This window comes from Mycobacterium colombiense (assembly GCF_003284975.1).
Classification (GTDB): Bacteria; Actinomycetota; Actinomycetes; order Mycobacteriales; family Mycobacteriaceae; genus Mycobacterium; species Mycobacterium europaeum_A.
Map to the genome: position 1 here is coordinate 1 of NZ_QMEU01000037.1, position 13,472 is coordinate 13,472.

Below are 13,472 nucleotides of genomic sequence, written 5' to 3' on the forward strand. Positions count from 1 at the left end.
CCTCGGGCCGCACGGCCTGCGGCACAGCGCGGCCACGCACCTACTCGAGGGCGGGGCCGACCTGCGCGTGGTCCAGGAGCTGCTCGGACACTCCAGCCTGGCGACTACCCAGCTCTACACCCACGTCGCGGTGTCCCGGCTGCGCGCGGTGCACGACCAGGCCCATCCCCGGGCCTGAGCCACTCACGGGTTCAGCGGTTTGAGCCGGATCGGAGTGGATTCCAGCAGGCCCAGCGGATTGACGTAGCGCGCGCCCGAGGCCGGGCCCCACATCGCGCCCCAGTGCAGGCACGCCCCTGCAGCCTGAGAGGCCGGGCACCCCGGGTGCCCGGCGACCAGCTCGCCGATCACCGTCGCGGCGGTCACCGGCTGACCGACCCGCACACTCGCCCGGACCGGCTCGTAGCTGGTGTGCAACCCGCCGGGGTGGGCCAGCGACACCACGGGCCGTCCAGCCAGCGACCCGGCGAACACCACCGTCGCGGTGCCCGCGGCGTACACCGGCTGACCCGCCGCCCCGGCCAGGTCCACGCCCCGGTGTCCGGGATGCCAGTCCTGGGCCGGGGCGTCGAATCCCCGGACTACCGCCGGCGGCGGGCGCAGCGGCCACTGCAGGCGCTCCGCGGCGGCAACCGCCGGCACCGCGCTGACCAGGCCCGCACACAACAGCAGCGCACTCCACCGCATCCAGGCAGTTCAGCGGGCCCCGAACGGCCGGTCCAGCCGAGTCCGGCCGGGTCTGTGCAGGAGCGGCCCGGTTGGGGAAGCGTGGCAAAAGCACCTGCTGAGTCGGTGTAAACTGCTGGTCGCAGCTCGTTCGCGGGCTGACTTCGCGCGTCTGCATCGCGTCTCTGGTTCCACGAGGAGTTCGCAATCGCATGCCGGGCGGTCCCGACCGGGTTTTCCCGGCCGGGTCCGGCATCGCAGCAGCCGCCAGGGCCCGGCCTCACCCGATGCCAGGCGACAACCGACACAAGTAAGGCACAACCATGGCCGTCGTAACCATGAAGCAGCTGCTCGACAGCGGCACCCACTTCGGGCACCAGACCCGTCGCTGGAATCCCAAGATGAAGCGGTTCATCTTCACCGACCGCAACGGCATCTACATCATCGACCTGCAGCAGACGCTGACCTTCATCGACCAGGCGTACGAGTTCGTCAAAGAGACCGTCGCGCATGGTGGCAGCATCCTGTTCGTCGGCACCAAGAAACAGGCGCAGGAGTCCGTCGCCGCCGAGGCGACCCGCGTCGGCATGCCCTACGTCAACCAGCGCTGGCTGGGCGGCATGCTGACCAACTTCTCCACCGTGCACAAGCGGCTGCAGCGCCTCAAGGAGCTCGAGGCGATGGAGCAGACCGGTGGCTTCGAGGGCCGCACCAAGAAGGAAATCTTGATGCTGACCCGCGAGAAGAACAAGCTCGAGCGCAGCCTCGGCGGTATCCGAGACATGGCCAAGGTGCCGTCGGCCATCTGGGTCGTCGACACCAACAAGGAGCACCTCGCGGTTGCGGAGGCTCGCAAGCTGAACATCCCGATCATCGCGATCCTGGACACCAACTGCGACCCCGACGAGGTCGACTACCCGATTCCGGGCAACGACGACGCGATCCGTTCGGCCGCGTTGCTGACCAAGGTGATCGCCTCCGCCGTGGCCGAGGGCCTGCAGGCCCGCGCCGGGGTCGGCCGTGGCGACGGCAAGCCCGAGGCGGAAGCCGCCGAGCCGCTCGCCGAATGGGAGCAGGAACTGCTGGCGTCCGCTACCACCACCGCCCCCACCGACGCCGCTGCGGGCACCTCCGAACCAACCACTGAATCCTCCTAGGAAGGCTGAACATTGGCGAACTTCACCGCTGCCGACGTCAAGCGGCTTCGGGAACTCACCGGTGCCGGCATGCTCGACTGCAAGAACGCGCTGGCCGAAAGCGACGGCGACTTCGACAAGGCCGTCGAGGCGCTGCGGATCAAGGGCGCCAAGGACGTCGGCAAGCGTGCCGAGCGCGCGACGGCTGAAGGTCTGGTCGCGGCCCAGGGCGGCGCGCTGATCGAGCTGAACAGCGAGACCGACTTCGTCGCCAAGAACGCGGAGTTCCAGGCGCTGGCCGACCAGATCGTGGCGGCGGCCGTGTCGTCGAAGGCCAAGGACATCGACGAGCTCAAGGCTTCTTCTATCGACCAAACCTCGGGTACTAAAACCGTCGAGCAGGCCATCGCGGAGCTGTCGGCCAAGATCGGCGAAAAGCTGGAGCTGCGCCGCGTCGCGAACTTCGACGGTACCGTCGAGACCTACCTGCACCGACGGGCCGCCGACCTGCCACCCGCGGTCGGCGTGCTGGTCGAATACTCAGGGAACGCGACCCCCGCAGAAAAAGATGCCGCGCACGCCGTCGCGCTGCAGATCGCCGCGCTCAAGGCCCGCTACCTCTCGCGCGAGGACGTGCCCGAGGACGTGGTGGCCAGCGAGCGCCGCATCGCCGAGGAAACCGCCAAGGCGGAGGGCAAGCCGGAGCAGGCCCTGCCCAAGATCGTCGAGGGCCGGCTGAACGGCTTCTTCAAGGACGCGGTGCTGCTCGAGCAGCCGTCGGTGTCCGACAGCAAGAAGACCGTCAAGGCGCTGCTCGAGGACGCCGGTGTCACCGTCACGCGGTTCGTTCGCTTCGAGGTGGGTCAGGCCTGATCGTGGCCTGACCGCCCGGCCGCGGACAACCCGGGAAACCTCCCGGTCGGCAGGGTGCGCGGGTTAGCGTCAGTGCTATGCGACACGTGCACGCGTTCGGCGACGATGCCCTTGGCGATCTGGATGCGGTCGGCCTGGCCGACGCCCTTCGGTCCGGCCGGGTGGGCCGGGCCGAGGTCATCGAGGCCGCGATCGCCCGCACCGAGGCCGTTGACCCGCTGCTGAATGGCTTGGCGTACGCGGCTTTTGACCAAGCGCGGGCCGGCGCGGCCGCCCTGGTGACGGGCTACTTCGGCGGCGTCCCGACGTTCATCAAGGACAACATCGACGTCGCCGGGCAGCCTTCGATGCACGGCACCGATGCGTGGGCGCGCCGCAATGCCGTCGCCGACAGCGTGTTCACGCAGCTCTATCTCGCCACCGGCCTTACCTCGGTGGGTAAGACGCAGCTGTCCGAATTCGGCTTCAGCGCATCGGCCGAACACCCTCGCCTGGGCCCGGTCCGCAACCCGTGGGACACCGACTACACCGCCGGAGCGTCGTCGTCGGGATCGGGTGCCTTCGTCGCCGCCGGCGTGGTGCCCATGGCGCACGCCAACGACGGCGGCGGCTCGATCCGAATTCCGGCCGCCTGCAACGGGTTGGTCGGGCTCAAACCGTCGCGCGGGAGGTTGCCCCTGGACGCGACGCTGCGCCGGATGCCGGTGGGCGTCGTCGTCAACGGGGTGGTGTCCCGTTCGGTGCGCGACACCGCCGCCTTTTACCGCGAGGCCGAACGCATCTGGCGCAACCCCAGGCTGGCACCGATCGGCGACGTGACCAGGCCCGGCCGGCAGCGGTTGCGGATCGCGGTGCTCACCCGTTCGATACAGCGCGAGTGCAGCCCGCAGGTGCGGGAACTGACGCTGAAGTCCGCGGGCCTGCTCGAGGAGCTGGGCCATCGGGTCGAACGCGTCGACCAGCCCCCGGTCGCGGCCAGTTTCGTCGACGACTTCGTGTTGTATTGGGGTTTCCTGGCGCTGGCCCAGGTGAGCGGCGGGCGACACATGTTCGGCGAGACGTTCGACCGCAGCAAGCTCGACAGCCTGACGCTGGGTCTGCTCCGGCACACCAGCCGCAACCTGCACCGCCTACCGGCGGCGATCGTGCGGCTGCGCCGGGCGCGCCGGCGCACCGCGCAGTTCGCCCGCACCTACGACGCGGTGCTCACGCCGACCGTCGCCGACGAGACGCCGCGCATCGGGTTCCTGGCGCCGACCGATTACCGGCAGGTGATCAGCCGGCTGATCGACTGGGTGTCGTTCACCCCGCTGCACAACGTCACCGGGGAACCCGCCATCTCGCTGCCGCTGGCCCAGTCCGCCGACGGCCTGCCGGTGGGCATGATGCTGTCGGCCGATATGGGTCAGGAAGCGCTGCTGCTCGAATTGGCCTATGAGCTGGAAGAGGCGCGGCCATGGGCGCGCATCCAGGCCGCCGGGTGATCGGTCCGGGTCGCCGCTAGTCGGAGCCGAGTTTCTCAAGCATCCTTTTGAATTCGCGCTGCTGGGTTTCGGTGAGCTTGCTCAGGATGCGGGCGTCGGCACCGCGGACCGCTCCTTCGGCGCGCTTGAGCAGGGCGCGGCCCTGCCCGGTCAGGTTGGCCGGCAGCGCCCGCCCCGAGGACACCGACGACGGGCGCGCCACCGCCCCGACTTCTTCCAGCTTGCGCAGCACGGTGTTCATCGCCTGCGGGGTGACGTTGGTATGGCGAGACAACTCGGCGCTCGACATTCCCGGCAACATCGAAAGAATGCGCAGGCAAACGAATTCGGGCAGAGTCAGGCCCAGCGGACCCAACGCGGCGGCAACCTCGGGTCGCAGCACCGCGCCCACCCGGTAGAGCAGGTAACCCAGCGGAGCATCGTCGGCCTGAATCATGTCAACGATATTGACATATTTCTGCCGGACCGACGCGCACATCGGCCAGACCGTGATTGTCCGCGCCGCAACGGGGTAACCGGTTGGCTACCCGAAAGCGCTTGTGGTACCCGAGGAGGTTCAATGCCGAAGACGACAAAAGGCGGCGCGGCCAAGAAGAGCGAATTGCCCAGCACTTTGCAACGTTCCAGCGCCAAGGCCCAGCGCACGTTCGCGAAAACCCATGATGCGGCCGCCGACGAGTACGGCAGCGAGGAGCGCGCCCACCGGGTGGCCTACTCCGCCGTCAAGCACAGTTTCGAGAAGGTCGGCGATCATTGGGAGCCCAAGGACAAAAAGGGCCCATCCGACGAGCGGGCCAAGAGCGGTGGCCGGCGGCCGACCGGTCAATCGGCCGAGGGTGTCGACGCCAACGCCAGCAAAAAACACCTGCTCGACCTGGCCCGTCGGCTCGACATCGCCGGCCGGTCCAGCATGAACAAGTCGGAGTTGGTGGACGCGATCAAGAAGCACAACCGCCGGGTCCGGGGCCGGTGAGCGGGAGCGCGGACCGTGCTACGGCGGGATGCGCCGCGGTGTAACGCTTTTCGCTAGAGAATCGGCCGGCCGCCGGTCACGGCCACCCGGGCCCCGGAGATGTAGCTCGCGTCGTCGGAGGCCAACAACACGTAGATCGCGGCGAGTTCGGCCGGCTGGCCCGCGCGCCCGAGGGGGACGTTGTCCCCGAAGGATTCCACGCTGTCCGGCGGCATCGTCGACGGGATCAGAGGCGTCCAGATCGGTCCCGGCGCCACGCTGTTGACGCGAATCCCCTTGTCACCCAGCAGCTGAGCCAGGCTGGCCGAGAAATTCGCGATCGCCGCCTTCGTCGCCGCGTACGGCGCCAGGGTGGGATTGGGACTATCGGAATTCACCGACGAGCTGCCGATAATCGACGAGCCCGGGCGCATGTGCGGCACGGCGGCCTTGGCCAGGTAGAAGTACGCACCGACGTTGAGCCGGAACGTGTACTCCCACTCCTCGTCGCTGATCTCGTCGAGACTCTTGTGCATCATCTGAAAGGCGGCGTTGTTGACCAGGATGTCCACGCCGCCCAACTCCTGGACCGCGCGGTCCACCACGGCGCGGCAGTGGGCGGCGTCGGAGAGGTCACCGGGCACCAACACGCAGTTGCGACCGGCATTGGTGACGTAACGGGCGACGTCACGCGCGTCGTCGTCCTCGTTGAGGTAGGCGATCAACACGTCAGCACCCTCGCGCGCAAAGGCGATCGCGACGGCGCGCCCGATGCCACTATCGCCGCCGGTGATGATCGCCTTTTTGCCCAGCAGTTTTCCCGAGCCCTGGTAACTGTTTTCACCACAGTCGGGAATCGGGTCCATCTGCGCCTGTACGCCGGGAACGGATTGTTGCTGCGCCACGAAACCCATGCCATTTCCTTTACCGATTCAAAGTTTGTTGTGTGATTCACGTTCCGGGCAGGCCAAGCAACCCGCCGGTTTAACGGTGCACCGCTTATGATTCGCGCTGCGCGGGGCCCGCCGTGGGAACGTCGGGGTCGTCGTCGGCGGGCGGCTCCGGATCGCGCCACCCCTCGCTGCGACTGGATCGATTGCCGCGAATCGTGCCCTCCAGTTCCTCCTTGAGCGCGTCGTCCTCGCGTGAGCTGTGCTTGGAGTTTCCGCGTTGCACCTGACTGCCCCCTTTGCGGCTGTCTCGGCCGGCGCCCCGACATTTGCCACGAGCGGGCCTCAGCGCACCGGTTACCCCTCAGCACTCGGACTAATCGTGGTGCCCTATGTGAATGATGATGCAGTTGTTATGAACTGAGGCTGAAGGTGCTGCCCGCGAAAGCAACTCTTTTGCGTCTCTAACCGGGCAATTTGGCTAATTGGGCGAACGTCGGTGTTTAAAGCGGAAGTCGGTTGGTTATTTGCTGCTTATATCGTCATGCCCTTCCGGGGGGCAATTGTTCGACACGAAAGGAAGGACAATGAAGGTCACCAAGACTGCCGTTGCGACAGCTGCCGCTGCCGGGGGGATAGCGGTGGCAAGCGTCTTCGCAGCGACTCCCGCGGCCGCCGCTCCTAACATCCAGGGGTTCGGCACCAGCGAACAACTCGTGGACGGGCCGCTGATCACCAACTACACGGTCAGCAACCTGCAGCCCAGCAACGTCACCATTCCCGGGTACACGCCGAAAGGCACCCTGTACCAGGCCGACATCAGCGCCAGGTCGGACGGGGGGTTGGTCACCCCGATGGTCAACGACTTCATCGCCCGCGGGCCCAACGGGCAGAACTACCGCGTGATCGACAAGGTGGGCGCGCCCAACGGGCTCAACCCGGCGCCGATCGCGCCGGGCACCGAGTCGACCGGCACGCTGTACTTCGACGTGACCGGCGCGCCGCCGAACGGCGTCGTCTACAACGACGGCAACCAGGACATCCTGATCTGGACGTCGAACGTCGAGGGTGGCGCGGCGCCGGGTGCGCCGAACAGCCCGGCACCGGGGGCGCCGCCGGCGCCTGCACCCGCACCCGCGGCGCACGCCTGATCTGAGTAAATCTCCCCGCGCCACACCGCCGTGGCGCGGGGAGATTTGCATTGAGGGGAATCGTGCGCGGTGGAATCGGGTATGCGACTACTCATGAGTAACCCGGATCACAGGCCGGCGCCGGTGCGTGCCCAGGCGAAGCGGAACGCCGAGCAAGCCCGCGAGGCCATGGACGAACGACGCAGCAAGCAAACCGGCGGGGTGAGCGGCTGGGTGGCTGAACGCGCGGGGAGATGGGATCTCTCCGGTCAGGACGAGACCGCCCTGCAACGCCAGAAGTATCTGTGGAATGTGCTGGTGGATTACTGGTTTCGCATGGAGATCGACGGCTGGGAGAACATCCCCGAGTCGCCACCGGCGCTGTTGGTGGGGATTCACTCCGGGGCGCCGTTCGTGTGGGACGCGTGGACCGTCGGTCTGCAATGGTGGCGGCGGTTCGGACAGGAGCGCACCCTGCACGGGACCGCGCACGATGCGTTGATGGCGATTCCGTTGTTCGGGCGCTACTTCCGGTCCATGGGCGTGTTGCCGGCCGCTCCCGACGCGATTGCCACCGCCCTGGCGGAGGGGCGTGACGTGGCGTTGTGGCCCGGCGGGGAAGTGGATTCACTGCGCCCGTGGACCGAGCGCGACCAGGCCAACCTGGCGGGGCGGACCGGCTTCGTCAAGATGGCGATCCGGGCCGGTGTGCCGATCGTGCCCATCGCCACCGTCGGCGGCGCCGACGCAATGCCGGTGCTGATCCGCGGCGACCGGCTGTCGAAAGCTCTGCGCCTGGATAAGATCCTGCGGCTCAAGGTGTTCCCGTTGGCCGTCTCGTTGCCGTGGGGTATCGCCCCGGCGGCGCTGCCGCAGCTGCCCCTGCCGGCCAAGATCCGCACCCGATTCATGCCCGCGGTCGAACTCGACAACGATCCCGCGAAGGCTGACGACGACCAATACGTCGAACGCAAATACCATGAAGTGCAAGACGCCATCCAGGAAGGGATGAATGCGCTGGCGCGTAAGCGCGCGTTCCCCTTCTTCGGCTGACAAGGCACGAAAAGCTCTGCAGCGCAGACAGTTACGGCCCCCGCTAGGGTCAGCCCGCCCGCGTGGCGTTCAGGTGAAGACCGGCGTCGGCGACGATCCATTCGGGTTGCGGCGGCGTCGCCGCCCGGTAGCCGACTCCTCGCACGGTGTCGATTAGGAATTGGTGCCGGGCGCCGAGCTTGGCGCGCAACCGCCGGATGTGCACGTCGACGGTGCGTACCTTGCCGGTACTGTCATAACCCCACACTTCCTGCATCAGCCGGGTCCGGGTGAACGCCCGACCCGCATGCTGCACAAGGAAATTCAGCAGTTTGAACTCGGTGAGGGTGAGGGACAGATCCTGGCCATCCAGCGACGCGGTGAAACTGGCCGGATGCAGGACGAGGTCGCCGAACTTCAGCGCGCCGTCGATCACGCTGCGCCGCCGCCCGATCGCCAGCCGGAACCGCGCCTGCAACTCCTCGGCACACGTGCCGGGCAGCATCACGTCGTCGAAATTGCAATCGACGTCGACCGCCGCACAGTCCGCCGGCGCCACCAGGGCGACCACCGCGGTGGCGGGGTTGTCGGTCGTGAGGCGATGACTGACCGCCTGGGCCAGCGCCACGTTGCTGCGCGCGTCGATGATCGCGACGTCGGCGGTGGCGAGATGCCCGTCGGTCTCGGCCGTCAGGGCGATGCGGCGAATCGGTTGGGCGAACGTGGCCAAATCCGGCAGGGCCGATTCGAAATCGTCCTCATCGGTGAGCACCACCACGTCCAACAGCATCTCCAAAACCTCGTCACGTCCCGGCTTCCCCCCCGGTCCGTAGGCACCTCTGTGGAGATGTCTTACAGCGCTACGCCTGGATACCCGTCCCGCTGAAAACTATGCAAAGCCATGCAGCCTCAGGCTTTTCAGCGGCCGAATCTGCCGGAAAGAAAGGCGATGGGCCCGACCCATTTTCACGGATCGGGCCCATCGTTGGCGGCCTGTTACTGGTTGTCCTTCTGGCGCTCCTCGGCTGCCTTGGCGCCACCGCGCGCGGCTTCCGCCTCGGCTTCCTTCTTCGCAGCATCGCGCTGCGCGTCGGCCTTGTCCTGCTGCGCCTGGCCCTCGCGGGTCAGGTCGTCACGACCGGCCACGGCGCCTGCGGCCTCCTTGGCCTTTCCTTTGACGTCCTCGACGACGCCCTTGACGGCTTCGGCAGGTCCCGACTTGTTTTCTTCAGCCATGGAAAGTGTTCCTCCTCGTTGGCGTACTCTGAGCGATCCACGCTCAACGGCGATCGCGAACGATCAACCCGGTCATACGGCGAGGCTGGTCCTCGTTGCTTGAGACCGCGTAATTCTGCCGCGTTGTTGCGGGTTCCCATGCCATGCAGCGCTCAAACGCGCCGGCGGCGGCGGGCATCGGCGCCCACGCATTCCGGTACGGGCAGACTCGAAAATTGGTCCGGCACGCCAACTGTGCGCATAATGCACCCCGCCGACGTCGCATTGTGCTGCGATGAGGCAGGATGTGAAATGCCGTTCCGGATGGAGATCGCCCGGGATGGCACTCTCATGCGAGGAGTCTGATGACGGAGTCCAGGGACCCCCAAGTCGCCGGCTCGGCGGCTGGAAGGCCGGAGCCGACAACCGCCAGCAACGGCATACCGCAATCCGCACCGGACAACGGCCTGGCTTCCGGCCAGTCCCCGAGCCGGGCCAGGTATTCACGAGTGCTGCTCAAGCTCGGCGGTGAGATGTTCGGCGGCGGGCAGGTCGGCCTGGACCCGGACGTGGTGGCGCGGGTGGCCCGGCAGATCGCCGAGGTGGTCCGCGGCGGTGTCCAGGTGGCCGTCGTCATCGGCGGTGGCAACTTCTTTCGGGGCGCGCAACTTCAGCAGCGCGGCATGGAACGCACGCGGTCGGACTACATGGGCATGTTGGGCACCGTCATGAACAGCCTTGCGCTGCAAGACTTTCTGGAGAAGGAAGGCATTGTCACCCGCGTCCAGACCGCGATCACCATGGGCCAGGTGGCCGAGCCCTACCTACCGCTGCGCGCCGTGCGTCACCTGGAAAAGGGGCGCGTGGTGATCTTCGGGGCCGGCATGGGACTGCCGTACTTCTCCACCGACACCACGGCCGCGCAGCGCGCCCTGGAGATCGGCGCCGAGGTGGTCCTGATGGCCAAGGCCGTTGACGGCGTGTTCTCCGCGGATCCGCGGGAGCATCCCGATGCCGAATTGATCGCTGCGATCAGCCACCGCGAGGTCATCGACCGCGGGTTACGAGTGGCCGATGCCACCGCCTTCAGCCTCTGCATGGACAATGGCATGCCGATCCTGGTGTTCAACCTGCTGACCAATGGCAATATCGCCCGGGCGGTCGCTGGTGAGAAGATCGGGACTCTGGTCACCACCTGAACCGAGGACGCGATGATCTGCGCTTGCGACGATCCGCAACGCAGCTGAGGAGGAGCGGCGCACATGATTGACGAGGCTCTCTTCGACGCGGAAGAGAAAATGGAGAAGGCCGTAGCGGTCGCCCGCGACGACTTGTCGACCATCCGAACCGGGCGGGCCAACCCCGGCATGTTCTCGCGGATCGTGATCGACTACTACGGCTCGGCCACGCCCATCACCCAACTGGCCAGCATCAACGTGCCCGAGGCGCGCCTGGTCGTCATCAAGCCCTACGAGGCCAGCCAGGTGGGCGCGATCGAGACGGCGATCCGCAACTCCGACCTGGGCGTCAACCCCACCAACGACGGCACCCTGATCCGGGTGGCGGTCCCGCAGCTCACCGAGGAGCGCCGCCGCGAGCTGGTCAAACAGGCCAAGGGCAAGGGCGAGGACGCCAAGGTCTCGGTGCGCAACATCCGCCGCAAGGCGATGGAGGAGCTGCACCGCATCCGCAAGGACGGCGAGGCCGGCGAGGACGAGGTCGGCCGGGCCGAAAAGGATCTGGACAAGACCACCCACCAGTACATCACCCAGATCGAAGAGCTGGTCAAGCACAAAGAAGGCGAACTGCTGGAGGTCTAGCGACCGCTCAGCAGCTAAGTTCATCCAGGCCAGTGGCAACCCCAGAACCCGGCGCAGGCAACCCGCCCGACAATCGGGCGCGCGCCGCCAAGAAGACGAGCGCGCAGCCGGCCACGAAGACGTCCCGGGCCGGACGCGACCTGCGCGCCGCCATCGCGGTGGGGGCCGGGATCGGCGGCGTGCTGATCGTCACCCTGGTGTTCGCGCCGCGGTTCTGGGTTCCCATCGTCGCGCTCGCCATCATGGTGGCCACCCACGAAGTGGTGCGGCGATTACGTGAAGCCGGCTACGTCATCCCCGTCATCCCGCTGCTGGCCGGCGGCCAGCTCACCGTCTGGCTGACCTGGCCGTTCCACGCCGCGGGCGCCCTGGCCGGCTTCGGCGTCACCGTGGTGGTCTGCAACGTGTGGCGGCTGTTCCTGCAGGACAACAGCAAGCGGCCCGAGCCGTTCGACGGGTCGCCATCGGCCAACTACCTCAGGGACGCCTCGGCGACCGTGTTCCTGGCCGCCTGGGTGCCGCTCTTCGCCTCCTTCGGCGTGCTGCTGGTCTACCCGCACGACGGCGCCGGACGGGTGTTCTGCCTGATGATCACCGTGGTGGCCTCCGACACCGGCGGATATGCCGTGGGGGCGCTGCTCGGCAAGCACCCGATGGTCCCGGCGATCAGCCCCAAGAAGTCGTGGGAGGGCTTCGCCGGATCGTTGGTGTTCGGGATCACCGCGGCGACGCTGACCGCTACTTTGCTGGCTCACAAACCGTGGTGGATCGGCGCGTTGCTGGGCGTCGTCCTGGTGCTGACCTGCACGTTGGGGGATCTGGTGGAGTCCCAGGTCAAGCGCGACCTCGGCATCAAGGACATGGGACGGCTGCTGCCCGGCCACGGCGGATTGATGGATCGGCTCGACGGCGTCCTGCCCTCGGCGGTCGCCGCCTGGACGGTGCTGACACTCGTTCCCTAGGCCGGTCCGGTCGAGAGGCGATACTGGACAGGTCATGGTTCAACAATTGGTGTTCTCCGAGCCCCGTCCCGGCAGGCCGCCGCGGCACCTCGCCGACCTCGACGAGGACGGTCGCGCGGCCGCCGTCACCGAGCTGGGCCTGCCGGCGTTTCGCGCCAAGCAGCTGGCGCATCAGTACTACGGCCGGCTGATCGCCGACCCGCGGCAGATGACCGACCTTCCAGCGGGCCTGCGCGACGCCCTCGCCGAGACGATGTTCCCGATCCTGCTCACCGCGGCCTCGGAGGTGACCTGCGATGCGGGCCAGACGCGAAAGACGTTGTGGCGCGCCCTCGATGGGGTCACCGTCGAATCGGTGCTGATGCGTTACCCGCAACGCAACACGGTGTGCATTTCGTCGCAGGCCGGTTGCGGCATGGCGTGTCCGTTCTGCGCGACCGGTCAGGGCGGGCTGACTCGCAACCTGTCGACGGCCGAGATCCTCGAGCAGGTCCGTGCCGGCGCCGCGGCCCTACGCGACGACTTCGGGGACCGGCTGTCCAACGTGGTGTTCATGGGCATGGGGGAGCCGCTGGCCAATTACGCCCGCGTGGTCGCCGCGGTGCGGCGCATCATCGCCGCGCCGCCCCACGGTTTCGGCATCTCGGCCCGTTCGGTGACCGTGTCGACGGTGGGGCTGGCGCCCGCCATCCGCAAGCTCGCCGACGAACGGCTCGGGGTGACGTTGGCGCTGTCGCTGCACGCGCCCGACGACGAACTGCGCGACACCCTGGTGCCGGTGAACAACCGGTGGAAGATCACCGAGGCCCTCGACGCCGCGCGGTATTACGCCGACGTCACTGGCAGGCGGGTGTCGGTGGAGTACGCGTTGATCCGCGACGTCAACGACCAACCTTGGCGCGCAGACCTTTTGGGGCAGCGGCTGCATCGCGCGCTCGGGCCGCTGGTGCACGTTAACCTGATTCCGCTCAACCCCACCCCGGGTAGTGAGTGGGACGCCAGCCCCAAGGCGGTCGAGCGGGAGTTCGTCCGGCGCGTCCGTGCCAAAGGCGTCTCCTGCACGGTGCGCGACACGCGCGGCCGCGAGATCAGTGCCGCGTGCGGACAGCTGGCCGCCGAAGGCGGGTAGCTGGAGCGCAGGCGATCAGGCACCAGCGTGCGGACAGCTGGCCGCCGAAGGCGGGTAGCTGGAGCGCAGGCGATCAGGCACCAGCGTGCGGACAGCTGGCCGCCGAGAACAGGTAGCGCGCGCCGTCGGGTGAACCCGCGGGGCGACGCGCACGTCTTAAAGGCATAACTTCAGCAACCCGGG

16 protein-coding genes and 1 pseudogene are annotated in these 13,472 nt (G+C 67.6%); 11 read left to right on the plus strand and 6 right to left on the minus strand.

Translation table 11 applies throughout. The features are described 5' to 3' along the window. Positions 1-178 (plus strand): tyrosine-type recombinase/integrase (locus DQP58_RS13975; RefSeq protein WP_165827869.1); only part of this gene is annotated, 178 nt, incomplete at its 5' end. Between the two features lie 11 nt (positions 179-189). On the opposite strand, the pseudogene DQP58_RS13980 reads toward DQP58_RS13975, so the two are convergent. Beyond that, a pseudogene (locus DQP58_RS13980) lies at positions 190-687 on the minus strand (M23 family metallopeptidase); the annotation flags it as partial. A 302-nt stretch (positions 688-989) separates the two neighbouring features. Here DQP58_RS13980 and rpsB point away from each other — a divergent pair. The 3 genes from rpsB (at position 990) to DQP58_RS14000 (ending at position 4,159) form a co-directional block, all read left to right on the plus strand. Continuing rightward, positions 990-1,823 (plus strand): 30S ribosomal protein S2, encoded by an 834-nt coding sequence (gene rpsB, locus DQP58_RS13990; RefSeq protein WP_112708944.1) that lies wholly within the window; start codon positions 990-992, stop codon positions 1,821-1,823. A gap of 12 nt (positions 1,824-1,835) precedes the next feature. Beyond that, a complete protein-coding gene (tsf, locus tag DQP58_RS13995; protein WP_112708945.1) occupies positions 1,836-2,675 on the plus strand; it encodes a translation elongation factor Ts in 840 nt (279 codons plus the stop codon). Positions 2,676-2,752: 77 nt separating this feature from the next. After that, positions 2,753-4,159: an amidase gene (locus DQP58_RS14000; protein WP_112708946.1), complete on the plus strand. Its 1,407-nt coding sequence runs from the start codon at positions 2,753-2,755 to the stop codon at positions 4,157-4,159. Positions 4,160-4,175: 16 nt separating this feature from the next. On the opposite strand, the gene DQP58_RS14005 is transcribed toward DQP58_RS14000, so the two are convergent. Continuing rightward, entirely contained in the window at positions 4,176-4,595 is a 420-nt protein-coding gene (locus DQP58_RS14005; protein WP_067144517.1) for a MarR family winged helix-turn-helix transcriptional regulator, read from the minus strand. A gap of 123 nt (positions 4,596-4,718) precedes the next feature. Here DQP58_RS14005 and DQP58_RS14010 point away from each other — a divergent pair, with 123 nt between their 5' ends. Further along, complete coding sequence (locus tag DQP58_RS14010) at positions 4,719-5,132, plus strand: ChaB family protein (protein ID WP_112708947.1); 414 nt, start codon at positions 4,719-4,721, stop codon at positions 5,130-5,132. Between the two features lie 53 nt (positions 5,133-5,185). Here the strand turns inward: DQP58_RS14010 and DQP58_RS14015 are convergent, their stop codons facing one another. After that, positions 5,186-6,025 (minus strand): SDR family oxidoreductase, encoded by an 840-nt coding sequence (locus DQP58_RS14015; protein WP_112708948.1) that lies wholly within the window; start codon positions 6,023-6,025, stop codon positions 5,186-5,188. A gap of 85 nt (positions 6,026-6,110) precedes the next feature. Continuing rightward, positions 6,111-6,287, minus strand: coding sequence for a hypothetical protein (locus DQP58_RS26805; RefSeq protein ID WP_165827870.1), 177 nt, complete (start codon positions 6,285-6,287; stop codon positions 6,111-6,113). A gap of 301 nt (positions 6,288-6,588) precedes the next feature. Between DQP58_RS26805 and DQP58_RS14020 the strand changes: the two genes are divergently transcribed. Further along, positions 6,589-7,152, plus strand: a complete 564-nt coding sequence (locus DQP58_RS14020; RefSeq protein WP_112708949.1) for an MPT63 family protein — start codon at positions 6,589-6,591, stop codon at positions 7,150-7,152. 93 nt (positions 7,153-7,245) lie between these two features. After that, entirely contained in the window at positions 7,246-8,184 is a 939-nt protein-coding gene (locus DQP58_RS14025) for a lysophospholipid acyltransferase family protein (protein ID WP_112708950.1), read from the plus strand. A 49-nt stretch (positions 8,185-8,233) separates the two neighbouring features. On the opposite strand, the gene DQP58_RS14030 is transcribed toward DQP58_RS14025, so the two are convergent. After that, positions 8,234-8,953 carry a winged helix-turn-helix domain-containing protein gene (locus tag DQP58_RS14030; protein WP_112708951.1) on the minus strand — a complete coding sequence of 240 codons (720 nt, stop codon included), beginning with the start codon at positions 8,951-8,953 and terminating at the stop codon, positions 8,234-8,236. A gap of 206 nt (positions 8,954-9,159) precedes the next feature. Then, positions 9,160-9,399, minus strand: a complete 240-nt coding sequence (mbp1, locus tag DQP58_RS14035) for a microaggregate-binding protein 1 (protein WP_112632978.1) — start codon at positions 9,397-9,399, stop codon at positions 9,160-9,162. A gap of 344 nt (positions 9,400-9,743) precedes the next feature. On the opposite strand from mbp1, the gene pyrH reads away from it, so the two are divergent. The 4 genes from pyrH to rlmN all read left to right on the plus strand — a co-directional run bounded on the left by pyrH (position 9,744) and on the right by rlmN (position 13,289). Next, positions 9,744-10,577 (plus strand): UMP kinase, encoded by an 834-nt coding sequence (gene pyrH / locus DQP58_RS14040; protein ID WP_112708952.1) that lies wholly within the window; start codon positions 9,744-9,746, stop codon positions 10,575-10,577. Positions 10,578-10,640: 63 nt separating this feature from the next. Further along, on the plus strand, positions 10,641-11,198 hold the full coding sequence (frr, locus tag DQP58_RS14045; protein ID WP_066870247.1) for a ribosome recycling factor: 558 nt from the start codon (positions 10,641-10,643) through the stop codon (positions 11,196-11,198). 32 nt (positions 11,199-11,230) lie between these two features. Continuing rightward, complete coding sequence (locus DQP58_RS14050; protein WP_112708953.1) at positions 11,231-12,160, plus strand: phosphatidate cytidylyltransferase; 930 nt, start codon at positions 11,231-11,233, stop codon at positions 12,158-12,160. Positions 12,161-12,194: 34 nt separating this feature from the next. Beyond that, positions 12,195-13,289 (plus strand): 23S rRNA (adenine(2503)-C(2))-methyltransferase RlmN, encoded by a 1,095-nt coding sequence (gene rlmN / locus DQP58_RS14055; protein ID WP_112708954.1) that lies wholly within the window; start codon positions 12,195-12,197, stop codon positions 13,287-13,289. Positions 13,290-13,472 lie beyond the last annotated feature (183 nt).

Excerpts from the sequence above, each read along its gene's own strand:
- DQP58_RS14020 (WP_112708949.1), top strand. The coding sequence starts at position 6,589 with ATGAAGGTCACCAAGACTGCCGTTGCGACAGCTGCCGCTGCCGGGGGG.
- DQP58_RS14025 (WP_112708950.1), top strand. The coding sequence starts at position 7,246 with ATGAGTAACCCGGATCACAGGCCGGCGCCGGTGCGTGCCCAGGCGAAG.
- DQP58_RS14030 (WP_112708951.1), bottom strand. The coding sequence starts at position 8,953 with ATGCTGTTGGACGTGGTGGTGCTCACCGATGAGGACGATTTCGAATCG.
- DQP58_RS14015 (WP_112708948.1), bottom strand. The coding sequence starts at position 6,025 with ATGGGTTTCGTGGCGCAGCAACAATCCGTTCCCGGCGTACAGGCGCAG.
- rpsB (WP_112708944.1), top strand. The coding sequence starts at position 990 with ATGGCCGTCGTAACCATGAAGCAGCTGCTCGACAGCGGCACCCACTTC.
- rlmN (WP_112708954.1), top strand. The coding sequence starts at position 12,195 with ATGGTTCAACAATTGGTGTTCTCCGAGCCCCGTCCCGGCAGGCCGCCG.
- mbp1 (WP_112632978.1), bottom strand. The coding sequence starts at position 9,399 with ATGGCTGAAGAAAACAAGTCGGGACCTGCCGAAGCCGTCAAGGGCGTC.
- DQP58_RS14010 (WP_112708947.1), top strand. The coding sequence starts at position 4,719 with ATGCCGAAGACGACAAAAGGCGGCGCGGCCAAGAAGAGCGAATTGCCC.
- DQP58_RS14005 (WP_067144517.1), bottom strand. The coding sequence starts at position 4,595 with ATGATTCAGGCCGACGATGCTCCGCTGGGTTACCTGCTCTACCGGGTG.
- DQP58_RS14000 (WP_112708946.1), top strand. The coding sequence starts at position 2,753 with ATGCGACACGTGCACGCGTTCGGCGACGATGCCCTTGGCGATCTGGAT.
- frr (WP_066870247.1), top strand. The coding sequence starts at position 10,641 with ATGATTGACGAGGCTCTCTTCGACGCGGAAGAGAAAATGGAGAAGGCC.
- pyrH (WP_112708952.1), top strand. The coding sequence starts at position 9,744 with ATGACGGAGTCCAGGGACCCCCAAGTCGCCGGCTCGGCGGCTGGAAGG.